Source organism: Streptomyces sp. Edi2 (genome assembly GCF_040253635.1).
GTDB lineage: Bacteria > Actinomycetota > Actinomycetes > Streptomycetales > Streptomycetaceae > Streptomyces.
The window spans coordinates 4,216,909-4,229,698 of record NZ_JBEJGX010000003.1 but is presented as its reverse complement, the minus strand read 5'-3'; the positions used below and the strand labels follow the sequence as shown (position 1 = coordinate 4,229,698).

At 69.6% G+C, this 12,790-nt stretch carries 12 protein-coding genes; 9 read left to right on the top strand and 3 right to left on the bottom strand.

The window, feature by feature from the left end; translation table 11 throughout:
- Window positions 1-170 precede the first annotated feature (170 nt).
- Window positions 171-575, bottom strand: a complete 405-nt coding sequence (locus tag ABR737_RS21955) for a pyridoxamine 5'-phosphate oxidase family protein (protein WP_350251819.1) — start codon at window positions 573-575, stop codon at window positions 171-173.
- A 29-nt stretch (window positions 576-604) separates the two neighbouring features.
- A complete protein-coding gene (locus ABR737_RS21950; RefSeq protein ID WP_350256883.1) occupies window positions 605-1,177 on the bottom strand; it encodes a Uma2 family endonuclease in 573 nt (190 codons plus the stop codon).
- 256 nt (window positions 1,178-1,433) lie between these two features.
- Between ABR737_RS21950 and clpB the strand changes: the two genes are divergently transcribed.
- The 6 genes from clpB to ABR737_RS21920 all read left to right on the top strand — a co-directional run bounded on the left by clpB (window position 1,434) and on the right by ABR737_RS21920 (window position 7,941).
- The gene (gene clpB / locus ABR737_RS21945; protein ID WP_350251818.1) at window positions 1,434-4,097 is read left to right on the top strand and encodes an ATP-dependent chaperone ClpB; all 2,664 of its coding nucleotides are present in this window, start codon (window positions 1,434-1,436) and stop codon (window positions 4,095-4,097) included.
- A 166-nt stretch (window positions 4,098-4,263) separates the two neighbouring features.
- Window positions 4,264-4,800 (top strand): YbjN domain-containing protein, encoded by a 537-nt coding sequence (locus ABR737_RS21940; RefSeq protein WP_350251817.1) that lies wholly within the window; start codon window positions 4,264-4,266, stop codon window positions 4,798-4,800.
- 238 nt (window positions 4,801-5,038) lie between these two features.
- On the top strand, window positions 5,039-5,635 hold the full coding sequence (locus ABR737_RS21935) for a WXG100 family type VII secretion target (RefSeq protein WP_350251816.1): 597 nt from the start codon (window positions 5,039-5,041) through the stop codon (window positions 5,633-5,635).
- Entirely contained in the window at window positions 5,632-6,699 is a 1,068-nt protein-coding gene (locus ABR737_RS21930; protein WP_350251815.1) for a hypothetical protein, read from the top strand. The genes ABR737_RS21935 and ABR737_RS21930 overlap by 4 nt, the downstream gene beginning before the upstream one ends.
- Before the next feature lie 121 nt (window positions 6,700-6,820).
- Complete coding sequence (locus tag ABR737_RS21925; RefSeq protein WP_350251814.1) at window positions 6,821-7,111, top strand: hypothetical protein; 291 nt, start codon at window positions 6,821-6,823, stop codon at window positions 7,109-7,111.
- A 104-nt stretch (window positions 7,112-7,215) separates the two neighbouring features.
- Window positions 7,216-7,941, top strand: a complete 726-nt coding sequence (locus ABR737_RS21920; RefSeq protein ID WP_350251813.1) for a hypothetical protein — start codon at window positions 7,216-7,218, stop codon at window positions 7,939-7,941.
- Window positions 7,942-8,159: 218 nt separating this feature from the next.
- On the opposite strand, the gene ABR737_RS21915 is transcribed toward ABR737_RS21920, so the two are convergent.
- Complete coding sequence (locus ABR737_RS21915) at window positions 8,160-9,338, bottom strand: pyridoxal phosphate-dependent aminotransferase (protein ID WP_350251812.1); 1,179 nt, start codon at window positions 9,336-9,338, stop codon at window positions 8,160-8,162.
- Window positions 9,339-9,537: 199 nt separating this feature from the next.
- Here ABR737_RS21915 and ABR737_RS21910 point away from each other — a divergent pair, with 199 nt between their 5' ends.
- From ABR737_RS21910 to ABR737_RS21900, 3 genes are all read left to right on the top strand, one after another.
- Window positions 9,538-9,831: a hypothetical protein gene (locus ABR737_RS21910; RefSeq protein WP_350251811.1), complete on the top strand. Its 294-nt coding sequence runs from the start codon at window positions 9,538-9,540 to the stop codon at window positions 9,829-9,831.
- 389 nt (window positions 9,832-10,220) lie between these two features.
- Window positions 10,221-10,742, top strand: a complete 522-nt coding sequence (locus ABR737_RS21905) for a DUF2617 family protein (protein WP_129295538.1) — start codon at window positions 10,221-10,223, stop codon at window positions 10,740-10,742.
- 265 nt (window positions 10,743-11,007) lie between these two features.
- Entirely contained in the window at window positions 11,008-12,726 is a 1,719-nt protein-coding gene (locus tag ABR737_RS21900) for a polyamine aminopropyltransferase (protein ID WP_350251810.1), read from the top strand.
- Window positions 12,727-12,790 lie beyond the last annotated feature (64 nt).

The following is a 12,790-nucleotide window of genomic DNA, read 5'->3' as shown; positions in this document are numbered from 1 at the left end:
CCGTCATTGCACGGAGCTGTTCGGTTCCCGTCGCTCCTGAGTACCAGGTGGACGGCCGGCGGCGGAGCGGGAAGGTCCGTTTTCGGCCAGGGGCGGGTGTGCGGCAGGACGACGTGAACCCTGCAGGACAGGGGGCGGGCACCCGGCGGGAGAGGGCGGCGGGACGGCGCTCAGGCGCGCCCCATCGCCTTGGTCACCGCGATCTCGATCATGACGCGATCGGGGTTGGGTGTCGGCGTCCGGCCGTAGCGCTCGGCGTACCGGCGCACCGCGTCGGCCACCGACTCGGCGTCCGTACGCACCCGGGCGATGCCCTCCAGGGTCGCCCAGCGCCCCTTGTCGACCTGGCACACGGCGACGGTGGCGCCGTCCGCTCCGGCGGCGACGATGTTCTTGACCTTGGCGCTGTCCTTGCGGGTGATGATCCGCGCGATCCGCTGCCCGGCGTCGTAGGTGACGCCTACCGGGACGACGTGCGGCGTCCCGTCCGTACGCAGCGTGGTGAGCGTCGGCATCAGGTACTCGCCCCAGAAGGCGAGGTACTCCGGGCTGAGGGAGCTGAGGTCATGGGCCATGGGAGCAAGGGTAGGCCGGGGCCCGGGGGTCAGAGGAAGTCGGTGGTTTCCAGCTCGAAGGAGAAGGGGGCGGGGAGGGGGAGGGGTTTGCCGAAGGGGGCGATGTGGGTGGTGAGGTAGTCCTCGCCCTCCGGCTCGCTGAACAGGGTGACCGCCGACTTGTCGCGGTCGACCAGGAGATAGAGCGGAATGCCGGAGCGGGCGTAGCCGTGGCGCTTGGCGACGCGGTCCTTGTGGGGCTTGCTCGACGTCACCTCGACGACCATGGCAACGCCGTCGCTGGGCATCCAGGGAGGGGCGCCGCGGAACAGACGCAGCGCGCGTGGGGCGATGGTGGCGTCGGGGACCACATGGTCCGCGGGCTGGCCCGCCGCGTGGGAGAGGACGAGTCCTTTGTGTCCCGAAAACTGCATGGCCGTCGCTGACGATTGCATCACCTGTTCGAAGACGAGGCTCACGTAGTCCTCGTGGTCGCCATCCGGCGGCGATGTCACAGCGATCTCCCCCTCGATGAGCTCGGCCCGGAAACCCGTCGGGGTCTCCAGCGCCAGAAAGCCTTCCAGGAGGATGTCGTCCTGCGTGGGCATCGGCTCGTGTGCCATAGCCGTCATGCTGCACCTCCTTGTGGTCGAAGGCCAGCGTCGCCGGGCGCCGGGGGCGGGCGGGCGCGATCGGCCACGATTCCCTCGCACGAGTGAGCGAGAGTCGAGGTGGGCGGCTCCCGAAACAACCTTGAGTGCACTAGACTCAACTTATCGCACGTTGGTATGAGCAGGATTTCCCCGGGAGCCCGGCCCCCGACGGGGCCAGACTGGGCGAAGACGCTGTTGAGGACGAGTCGAGGAGGATCGCGAGGACGTGGACGCCGAGCTGACCAACAAGAGCCGGGAGGCGCTGAGCGCCGCCAATGAGCGGGCGGTCACCGCCGGGCATGCGGACATGACGTCCGCGCATCTCCTGCTCGCGCTGCTGGCCGGGCAGGACAACGAGAACATCATGGACCTGCTGTCCGCCGTCGAGGCGGACGCCGCCGTGCTGCGCAACGGCGCCGAGCGGCAGCTCGCCGGGCTGCCGAGCGTGCAGGGCTCGACGGTCGCGCCGCCGCAGCCGGACCGCGATCTGCTCTCCGCCATCGCCGACGCCACCCAGCGCGCCAAGGAGCTCGGTGACGCCTATGTCTCCACCGAGCACCTGCTCATCGGGATCGCCGCCAAGGGCGGGCGCACCGGTGAGCTGCTGGCCGACCAGGGCGCGAGCGCCAAGAAGCTGCTGGCCGCCTTCGAGGCGAGCCGGGGCGGGCAGCGGGTGACCAACGCCGACCCGGAGGGCACGTACAAGGCGCTGGAGAAGTTCGGCACGGACTTCACGGCGGCCGCCCGCGAGGGCAAGCTCGACCCGGTCATCGGCCGGGACCACGAGATCCGGCGCGTGGTGCAGGTGCTCTCCCGCCGTACCAAGAACAACCCCGTGCTGATCGGCGAGCCGGGCGTCGGCAAGACCGCCGTCGTCGAGGGGCTGGCGCAGCGGATCGTCAAGGGCGATGTGCCAGAGTCGCTGCGCAACAAGCGGCTGGTCGCGCTCGACCTGGGGGCGATGGTCGCGGGCGCCAAGTACCGCGGCGAGTTCGAGGAGCGGCTGAAGACCGTCCTGGCGGAGATCAAGTCCAGCGAGGGCCAGATCATCACCTTCATCGACGAGCTGCACACGGTCGTCGGCGCGGGCGCGGGCGGCGACTCCGCGATGGACGCCGGCAACATGCTCAAGCCGATGCTGGCCCGTGGCGAGCTGCGGATGGTCGGCGCGACGACGCTGGACGAGTACCGCGAGCGGATCGAGAAGGACCCGGCGCTGGAGCGGCGCTTCCAGCAGGTGCTGGTCGCCGAGCCGACCGTCGAGGACACGGTGGCCATCCTGCGCGGGCTCAAGGGCCGCTACGAGGCCCACCACAAGGTGCAGATCGCGGACTCCGCGCTGGTCGCCGCCGCCTCCCTCTCCGACCGCTACATCACCTCCCGGTTCCTGCCCGACAAGGCCATCGACCTGGTCGACGAGGCCGCCTCCCGGCTCCGTATGGAGATCGACTCCTCCCCGGTGGAGATCGACGAGCTCCAGCGCGCCGTGGACCGTCTCAAGATGGAGGAGCTGGCGCTGCGCAACGAGACCGACGCCGGCTCCCTCCAGCGGCTGGAGAAGCTGCGCAAGGACCTCGCCGACAAGGAGGAGGAGCTGCGCGGTCTGACCGCCCGCTGGGAGAAGGAGAAGGAAAGCCTCAACCGGGTCGGTGCGCTCAAGGAAAAGCTCGACGAGCTGCGCGGCCAGGCGGAGCGTGCCCAGCGCGACGGCGACTTCGATACCGCTTCCAAGCTGCTCTACGGCGAGATCCCGGGCGTCGAGCAGGAGCTGGAGGAGGCGGCCGCCGCCGAGGCCGAGCAGGAGGCGTCCAAGGAGTCCATGGTCAAGGAGGAGGTCGGTCCCGACGACATCGCGGATGTGGTCGGCGCCTGGACCGGCATCCCGGCCGGCCGGCTGCTGGAGGGCGAGACCCAGAAGCTCCTGCGCATGGAGGAAGAGCTCGGCAAGCGCCTGATCGGCCAGACCGAGGCCGTACGGTCGGTCTCCGACGCCGTCCGCCGCACCCGCGCCGGCATCGCCGACCCGGACCGCCCCACCGGCTCCTTCCTCTTCCTCGGCCCGACCGGTGTCGGCAAGACCGAGCTGGCCAAGGCGCTCGCGGACTTCCTCTTCGACGACGAGCGGGCGATGGTCCGGATCGACATGTCGGAGTACGGCGAGAAGCACAGCGTGGCGCGGCTGGTCGGCGCGCCGCCCGGCTACGTCGGCTACGAGGAGGGCGGCCAGCTCACCGAGGCGGTCCGCCGCCGCCCGTACTCCGTCGTCCTGCTGGACGAGGTCGAGAAGGCGCACCACGACGTCTTCGACATCCTGCTGCAGGTGCTCGACGACGGCCGGCTCACCGACGGCCAGGGCCGCACGGTCGACTTCCGCAACACCATCCTCATCCTGACCTCCAACCTCGGCTCCGCCTTCCTGATGGACCCCCTGCTCAAGGAGGACCAGAAGAAGGAGAAGGTGCTGGAGACGGTGCGGGCCGCCTTCCGGCCCGAATTCCTCAACCGGCTCGACGACGTGGTGGTCTTCCACCCGCTCGGCACCGACCAGCTCCAGCGGATCGCCCGGATCCAGCTCGACCACCTGCAGCGCCGCCTCGGCGACCGCCGGCTGACCCTGGACGTCACCGACCGCGCCCTGACCTGGCTCGCCTGGCTGGGGCTGGGGGCACCTCCCAGCCCGCCAGGGCTAGGGGGAGAGCCGGTCATCGACGCCCCCGCGCCGGACCTGTCCTACGGCGCCCGGCCGCTGCGCCGGCTGATCCAGACGGCCATCGGCGACCCGCTCGCCCGCGCCATCCTGGCGGGCGAGGTGCTGGACGGGGACACCGTGCGGGTGGACGTGGACGGCGATCAGCTCTCGGTGGAGCCCGCCGGGCGGGCCGTGGCCTGACCGGCGCCGCGATCCGCCGGTACGGCTGCGCCGCCCGGCCGGGTCCCTGATCATTTCCTTGACCGGCACCTGACCGGCATCCTGCCCCTATCCGCTCCGTCCCCGGTTGCCAGGACGGGGCGGATGTGGGGGAGGATGGCAGGGACCAGACGAAGGGAATTCCACGGTGAGCATCGACCCGTCCTCGATTCCGAATTTCGGGGGCCAGCCCGAACCCGAGCCCTCGGGGCCTGAGGGTCCCGTCGTGCCTGACCAGGACCTGGTCAAGCAGCTCCTCGACCAGATGGAGCTGAAGTACGTCGTCGACGAGGAGGGTGACCTCGCCGCTCCGTGGGAGCAGTTCCGCACGTACTTCATGTTCCGGGGCGAGGAGGAGCAGCAGATCTTCTCCGTCCGTACGTTCTACGACCGTGCCCACGGCCTCGACGACAAGTCGAAGCTGCTGGAGGCGATCGACGACTGGAACCGCCGGACGCTGTGGCCCAAGGCCTACACCCACACCCATGACGACGGCACGGTCCGTCTGATCGGTGAAGCATCGATGCTGATCGGCACCGGTGTCTCGCTCGAACACTTTGTGTCGAGCACGGTCAGCTGGGTCCGCGCCTCGATCGAATTCGACAAGTGGATCGTCGAGCAGCTCGGCCTGGAGGCCGAGATCGACGGCGACTCCGACGAGAAGCCGGGCGACGACGAGGCCTGAGCCCCGTCCCACCCACCCCGGCTGCGCGGGCCCCGGAGCTTCTGGCTCCGGGGCCCGCGTCCGTCTGCGCCGGGGCGGAGCCTGCGGCGGCCGGTTTCCGGAGAAGGGAGCGGCAGCGCGAGGGGGGCCGATCCGGCCAGGCTTAACATTTTTGGCCACCTGTGGAACTCTGCCTCGTGCATTGTTCGTCCGCCCCTACAGAGTGGGGAGTGGACGCGGACCTGGGGGGAGGCCGGCGGTGTCCATCGAGCTGCCTGGTGAAGTCGTCTGGATCATGGAGTTGATGGGCCTGGAATGGCCCGACATCGACGAGGACGAACTGCGGGCCTGGGGCGGGCATGTACGGGAGTTCGGGCAGGGGCTGAAGGAGTCCCACGACGACACGGACTCCCTTCTGAAGGGCCTCGCGGATGCCTATGAGGGTGCGTCCTACGACGCCTTGCTCAGCCGGTGGGGCCAGGCATCCGGCGAGCACCTGACGACCCTGACCACGTGCTGCGACGTACTGGCCACGGCGTTGGAGATGACGGCCACCGGCGTGGTGGTGGCCAAGGGTGTGGTCATCGCCCAACTCGTCATCACCGCAGTTGAGATGGCGGCCGCGGCTGCCGCGACGGTGGCGACTCTCGGCATCGCCGCAGCCGCCGAGGCGGCAGCCATCGAGGTCGGAAAACGCATCGTCAGGGAGATCATCCAGGAGATCGAGGACGTCCTCATCGCCGAACTGGTCTCCATGGCGATCGAGCCCTTCCAGGCCGAGATCGAAAAGGCCCTGTCCGGCCTTGTCTTCAAGGGCGTTGACGCTGCGCTGGGCGCTGCGGGGGGTGCGGCATGAGCAAAGGTTTCAAGGCCGACACCAATGCGTTGGACCGGGCGTCCAGGCGGCAGCTCGAGCACGCTGTGCGGGTGGAAAGCCACTCGCGCAACCTTGATTCGCGGACACGCGGAAAGGTGCTCGGGCGGGGTAAGTTCGGCAAAATCGTCCAGGACGCAGTCCGCCCGATCATCGATTCGATGATCGGCGATATGTCGAAGTCGATGGCCAAGGGGCACCGCTCACTCGGGCAGGGCCTGGACATCACCAGGAAGAACATCGCCGATGCCGAGAAGGCAGTCGAGGAAAGTTTCAAGAAGCACCACAAGTCCCTCAAGGCCGAGGGCATTGACCTCCAGCCCGGCCAGTCCATGCCGGACAAGAAGTCGCTGCGTGAGCTGTACCACCGGCGGGTGGACGAGCGGGTCGACGAGCTGGAACTCCAGGGACACGGCGTGGGCCGGCACCTCAAGGTGTCGGACCAGCAGCTGAAGGACCGGCTCGGCCACCCGATCGAGGAAACGGTGAACGTTCCGCAGCCGCCGGTCTACAACGACCGCGGCTTCCCGGTGAAGCAACCCCCGAAACGCGTAACGCGGTGGGCCAGGGACGAGTATGGGTTCATCCGGTCGAACGAGAAGATCGACCCGTTGCACGGGCCCGACGCCCGGCAACGCCTCGGTCCGCCACAGCTCTACCATGACAAGGAAAAGCGGGGCGCAGACGGCAACCCGCTGAACCATACGTGCGACAGGTATTCAACGGCATTCAAGGACAACGAGTCATTCATGCATGCCGAACGATATGCGCGCGAGCGAATTCCGGACAGCCCGCCGTACGAGGTCAAGTTCTCACCCGGTGACGCGTGGGGCCCCGGAAGTCATCACGGGAAGTTTCGCGGCTTCTATGTCGACCCTGATAACCCGATGGCGAATGGCAAGGTCAACTACCGGGATGTGGACTTCAAGGGTACCGGGATCGTTGCGGTCTACAAGCCGGACGGCAAGGGTGGGTTCAACCTCCATACGATGTTCCCGCAGCCGGCCATGAAGGAAAATATTAGCCGTCACCAAGGATCGCTGTGATTCGTGGAGTCTGGAGAGGTGGTGTGAAGTGAATATTCCTCCGCTTCGCTGGAGTTTCCGACAGGTGCCCGGGTGGGGAGAGAATGAAAGGCTCAGGAGGTTCTACGAGTCCTGCTTCCGGGTGGATACGATCCACGAGATCGGCGAATTCAAGCCGCATGCGTCCGACGGAAGTGAATTCGCACAGCACCTCCGAGCGAGCTTGGAGTATCTGCTGGAGCAGCAGCCTGCCTCAACGAAGGACTGGCTGGGCCTGACGGGCTTCCAGTTCTTTTCCGAGGGTGAGCTCTACGGATTTCTCCTCGATGTTTACGACTACTTCTACGGCGAGAGAACGGCCCCGCCGGTGGCTCCCGATCCGGATCGCCCACCACCGGGCAACCAGGATCAATTCTGGACAGAATGGAGGTGAATATTCGGGAAGGTCACCGTCTGTACGATCAACTCGCACTACTTTCTTGACCACTCCCCCGGCCATCGGCCTGACCACGTCGACCGCGCAGTACGGAGCCCCGCATGCCCACCCGAGACGAGCTGCCCCCCCGCACCGGCCCGTGGGCCACCCGCTTCGACTCCGAGGAGGCCATGGTCCAGGCGGACAACGCCCTGCGTGAGGCCGCCCTGAACGCGCACGACCTCTCGCCGATTCTGCCCTTCGAGGCCGTTTACGGAGCGGGGGAGAGCTGCCTGGGGAAGGCCACCGCGATCACGATCGATCCGCGGCGGCCCTACAACTCCGACGGGGAAGTCAATTACGTCTCTGCGGACTTCTCCACGCGCGGCCTGCTGTACGGCGTGTACCGCCCGGCCGAGCCGGCGGAGGACGCAGCGGGCGACGACGGGCCGGCGACCGGGGCTGATCTCTGGAACACCACGCTCTACCCGTACCCGGGCGGCTACCGGGAAATCGACCCGGTCTCCGTACCGCTGGCCGACCTGGGGCTGGACGTACCCGGGGTCGACCGTCGTTTCGTGCATTTCTGCGCCGGAATTCTCGGGGTCGAGGCGGTCGATGATCTCGGCATGCTCCGGGAGACGTTTGATGTGGCCTGGCCCGATTACCAGGACACGATTCGCACGGGGCTCATGCATGTGGTGACGAACGAGCCGCTGACGGTGGAGCAGTGGTTCGACCTGACCTATGTGCAATTCCCCGACCAGCGGGAGCTGCGGGCTTATCTCGCGCAGGTCTATGCCTACCTGTTCGACGACTTCGAGGCCATGCCGGTCGCTCCTCAGTGACGCACGGACGCACGGACGCACGGACGCACGGTCCGGCATTCGGGGGGGGGAGAACTGTGCAATATCACGGGGCGGGGATGCTGCAGCGTGCGACGACTCTTTCCGTGGTGACCGGGACGGGCCGCCGGTTGCCCCGGCCCGGAGGTGCCGCCGCCCGGGAAGTGCTGGACGTGACGGCGGGACCCACGGGACCTGAGAGCGTCCGGCGGCACCTGGCCTCAGAGCTTCTGCAGCCGGTCCGCCGCCTCGCGTAGGACCGGCTCCTGCTTGCAGAAGGCGAAGCGGACGTACGGGGCGCCCTGGTCCTTGTGGTCGTAGAAGACGGCGTTGGGGATGGCGACGACGCCGGCGCGTTCGGGCAGGGCGCGGCAGAAGGCGAAGCCGTCGTCGTGGCCGAGGGGGCGGATGTCGGTGGTGATGAAGTAGGTGCCGGAGGGGCGGAAGACCGTGAAGCCCGCCTCCGCGAGGCCGGTGGCCAGGATGTCGCGCTTGGCGCGCAGATCGTCGCGCAGGGCGGTGAAGTAGCTGTCGGGGAGGGCCAGCGCCTCGGCGACGGCGTACTGGAAGGGCCCGGCGGAGACATAGGTGAGGAACTGCTTGGCCGAGCGGACGGCGCTGACCAGCTCCGGGGGTGCGGTGACCCAGCCGACCTTCCAGCCGGTGAAGGAGAAGGTCTTGCCGGCCGAGCCGATGGTGACGGTGCGTTCGCGCATCCCGGGGAACGAGGCGAGGGGAAGGTGCTCGCCCTCGAACACGAGGTGTTCGTAGACCTCGTCGGTGATGACGAGGAGGTCGCGCTCGCAGGCGAGGCGGGCGATCTCGGCAAGCTCCTCGCGGGAGAGCACGGTGCCGGTGGGGTTGTGCGGGGTGTTGAGGAGGATCAGGCGGGTGCGGTCGGTGATGGCGTCGCGCAGTTCGTCGAGGTCGAGGCGGTAGGTCCCGGACTCCGGGTCGGCGCGCAGGGTGACCGGGACGCGGCGGCCGCCCGCCAGCGCGATGCCGGCCGCGTACGAGTCGTAGTACGGCTCCAGCGCGATGACCTCGTCGCCCGGCTCCAGCAGCGCCAGCAGCGAGGCGGCGATGGCTTCGGTGGCACCCGCGGTGACCAGGACCTCGGTGTCGGGGTCGCAGGAGAGGCCGAGGTGGCCGTAGAAGCGCTGTTGGTGGGCGGCGACGGCGGCGCGCAGCTCGGGGATGCCGGGGCCGGGCGGGTACTGGTTGCCACGGCCGTCGCGCAGGGCGCGCACCGCCGCTTCCCTGACTTCTTCCGGGCCGTCGGCGTCGGGGAAGCCCTGGCCGAGGTTGATGGAGCCGGTCCGTACGGCGAGTGCCGACATTTCGGCAAAGATCGTGGTGCCGAATTCGGCGAGGCGGCGGTTCAGCAGCGGTCGGTCCATGGGCGCCATCCTCCGTCGAACCTCTTGATTTCCTCAACAGTGCTTTGAGATCGCGGGGGCCGGGGCAGCAGCCTCGTACGAAGGACAGTGACGGCCGTCGATGAGGACGGCCCCGGCGCGGGACGGCGCCGGAGCGGCGCACCGGGCGCCGGACGGAGCGGGTGCCTCGCTTCGGGGGGAAGAAAGGAATGTGAGGCAGATGGGGATCGTGTATTTCCTGGTGGTCTGCGTGGTGGTGATCGGCCTGCTGGGCCTGGTCTCGCGGAGCGTCAACGGACCACGGCGCGGACGGCGCGGGGGTGGTTCGTCCGCGGCGGGCGGCGGCAGCTGGTGGGCCGGCAGTGACGGGGGGTCGAGCCTGGGTGGCGGACACCACGGCGGGCACCACGGCGGCGGGCACCACGGTGGCTGCGGCGGTGGTTCCTCCTGCGGCGGTGGCGGCTGTGGCGGCGGCGGTGGCGGTGGCGGCTGCGGTGGTGGCGGCGGTTCCTGAGTCGACGGCGGCCCCTGAGGAGGCGGCCGGTTCTTCCTGAGGCGGCGTCCGGCCACTTCTGAGCCGGATGCCCGATTTCTCCAACTCCACTTGCGCGAAAGGGTTGTTGCTTACCGCATATGCGCCTGGCCGGTGCTGATGAAGACATCAACGCCCGCCGGGCGCTTGGTTGTTGAACAGGTGAACTGCAGGGCCCCCGGGCGGATGGAAACCCGGAGAAGATGGGTAAAAGCGCTGTGGGCGACAGGGCTTTCATGATTCCCTCTCCCTGGAGAATCCCCCACGTTCTCCGCTTCCACGTGGGCACGAGCCGGCAGGCATGCGGATATTCCCTGCCTTCAACGGGCGGGCCGGCCCACCATTCCACTGCGTGCTTGCGGAGCCGACCCATGCTCACCACTTTGCAGACGGCGTACACCGATACCCGTGCCTCCGACCTGGCCTGGGCGCTGGGCAGGGAACCCCTGCCGGCCCTCGCCGTACTCGATCTCCAACTACATGGCGCACAGCTGCAGTTGAGGCTGCTCGGCGCTTCTCACCAGGTGCTTCTCGAGGAGGAGCGCGGCACCTGTTCCGAAACGGTCGCCTGTATGCCGGGCAGCAGCACGCCGCTGCCGCTGGGTGTGGCGAAGCGGCTCGGGGACTGGGAGTACGAATTCGCCGCCCATGTGGAGACGCTGTCGCGCGGCTCGTTCGCGGGGCGTGCGCAGGAATTGCTCGCGCTGGTGGCCGAGCATCCGCACGGCCTCGCCGGGACGTTCCCGGGATCTCCGCACGCCTTCACGGCGATGCTGGCGCAGTGCCAGCAGGGGCAGGTGCGCTGGCGGACCTGGCACGCGTATCCGCAGGAGGGCCGCTTGGTGGCCACGCGCACCCGGGTGGGCGTACGGGCGGCGGTCGCGGCGGTCTAGCAGGGGTGGGCGAAAGGGGCCGGTCCGGTCGGCGGGCGGGTGTGCGGCCGTGGGTGGCGCGACGGGCGTACGGGCTGCGCGCCGGGGGCGTCGGTGCCTGGAGGGGCGCGGGCGGTGCCGGGCGCGCGGTCCGGTCGGCCGGTGTGGTGCGGAAGGGTGCCGCGCGCCCCAGGGGAGGACTGCGCCCCAACTGGCGGGTGTGGCCCGCAGACTGCACCCGTGTGAGTGACGGAGAGGTACGGAATCGTCACGTAGCGTTCACCTTATGATCGACCCGCCAGAGCCCGTTCTCACCGGCGTCCCCGGGCCGCCGGAGGCCATGACGCCGGCGCGACTGCCCGTGCCGGCCGGGCCCGGCCGGCTGCTCGTCCTCGCCGTCGTCTTCGTCTGCGCCGCCTGCGGCCTGGTCTACGAACTCGAACTGGTCGCGCTGGCCACGTACTTGGTCGGCGACTCCGTCACCCAGGCGTCGGTGGTGCTGTCCGTCATGGTCTTCGCGATGGGCGTCGGCGCACTGCTCGCCAAGCGGCTGCGCTGCCGGGCGGCGGTCGGCTTCGGCGCGGTCGAGGCCGGCCTGGCGCTGGTCGGCGGCAGCTCCGCCATGGCGCTCTACGCCTGCTACGCCTGGTGCGGTCAGTCCCGCTCCGCGCTCGTCGGCTTCTCCCTGGCCATCGGCATCCTGATCGGCGCCGAGGTACCGCTGCTGATGACGCTGATCCAGCGGGTGCGCCGGCAGGACGCGGGCGGTGCGGTCGCCGACCTCTTCGCCGCGGACTACGTCGGTGCGCTCGTCGGGGGCCTGGCCTTTCCCTTCCTGCTGCTGCCGGGCTTCGGCCAGCTGACCGGCGCCCTGCTCACCGGTGGGATCAACGCGGTGGCCGGCGGCGTCCTGGTGCTGTGGCTCTTCCGCGACGATCTGAGCGCCCGCGCCCGCTGGATGCTGCTCGCCGCCAATGCCCTGGTCCTCGCGCTGCTGGCCGCGGGCGTGCTGCTGGCCACGCCGTTCGAGCGGGCCGCCCGGCAGGCGGTGTACGGCTCCTCGGCGCGGGTCGCGGTGCAGACCGGCATCCAGGAAGTGGTGATGACCGGCGGTACGGGGGACGGAGCCGGTGCGGGGCGCGGGAGGAAAGGTTTAGGCGGACCGCTGGCGCTGTATCTGGACGGCCGGCTCCGGGTCAGCGCGGAGACCGAATACCGCTACCACGAAGCGCTGGTGCACCCGGCGATGGCGGCCGGCCCGCACCGCCGGGTGCTGGTCCTCGGTGGCGGCGACGGCCTCGCGGTACGCGAGATCCTTCGCCACCGCTCGGTCCGCTCGGTCACCGTCGTCGAACTCGACCCCGGTGTCCTGCGGCTCGCGCGCAGCGACCCCGGCCTCTCCCGCCTCAACCATCACTCGCTCAGCGATCCGCGGGTGCGGGTGGTGACCGCCGATGCCTTCGAATGGCTGCGGCAGCAGGGCCTGCGCGGCCGGCGGCAGGCGCCGTACGACGTCATCGTCTCCGACCTGCCCGACCCCGGGATCGCCGCGAGCACCAAGCTCTACTCACAGGAGTTCTACGGTCTCGCGGCGCGGCTGCTGGCACCCGACGGGCGGCTGGTGGTGCATGCCGGACCGCCGGTCGAGCGCGCGCGCCTGTACTGGACGGTGGAGTCGACGATCCGGTCGGTGGGCCTGGCGACCGTGCCGTACCGCCTGGCCGGCCGGCCCGCGTCGTTCTACGGCGGCCCGGACCGCACGGCCGCCCCCGTGGCGTCGGTGGACACGGAAGTGCCCGCCGCCGCGCCGTCGGGCGGCCCGGACCAGTACTGGGGCTTTGTGCTGGCCGCGCGGCACCGGCCGCGGCTCGGTCTGGCGCCCGATGCACCGCCGCCGGCCGGGCTCACCCGCGCGGAGCTGCAGGCCGGGCGGCGCGGCGAGGCCCACGACCGGATGTCCGGGCTGCCGGCGTCCACGCTGATGCACCCGCGGTATCTCGACTGAGCGGGCGGGGGCGGTGCGGGGCGGGAGGGACTGGTGAGGGGCCAGTGAGGGGCCGGTGAGGAAC

Excerpts from the sequence above, each read along its gene's own strand:
- ABR737_RS21955 (WP_350251819.1), bottom strand. The coding sequence starts at position 575 with ATGGCCCATGACCTCAGCTCCCTCAGCCCGGAGTACCTCGCCTTCTGG.
- ABR737_RS21950 (WP_350256883.1), bottom strand. The coding sequence starts at position 1,177 with ATGGCACACGAGCCGATGCCCACGCAGGACGACATCCTCCTGGAAGGC.
- ABR737_RS21930 (WP_350251815.1), top strand. The coding sequence starts at position 5,632 with ATGAGCAAAGGTTTCAAGGCCGACACCAATGCGTTGGACCGGGCGTCC.
- ABR737_RS21920 (WP_350251813.1), top strand. The coding sequence starts at position 7,216 with ATGCCCACCCGAGACGAGCTGCCCCCCCGCACCGGCCCGTGGGCCACC.
- ABR737_RS21915 (WP_350251812.1), bottom strand. The coding sequence starts at position 9,338 with ATGGACCGACCGCTGCTGAACCGCCGCCTCGCCGAATTCGGCACCACG.
- ABR737_RS21910 (WP_350251811.1), top strand. The coding sequence starts at position 9,538 with ATGGGGATCGTGTATTTCCTGGTGGTCTGCGTGGTGGTGATCGGCCTG.
- ABR737_RS21905 (WP_129295538.1), top strand. The coding sequence starts at position 10,221 with ATGCTCACCACTTTGCAGACGGCGTACACCGATACCCGTGCCTCCGAC.
- ABR737_RS21900 (WP_350251810.1), top strand. The coding sequence starts at position 11,008 with ATGATCGACCCGCCAGAGCCCGTTCTCACCGGCGTCCCCGGGCCGCCG.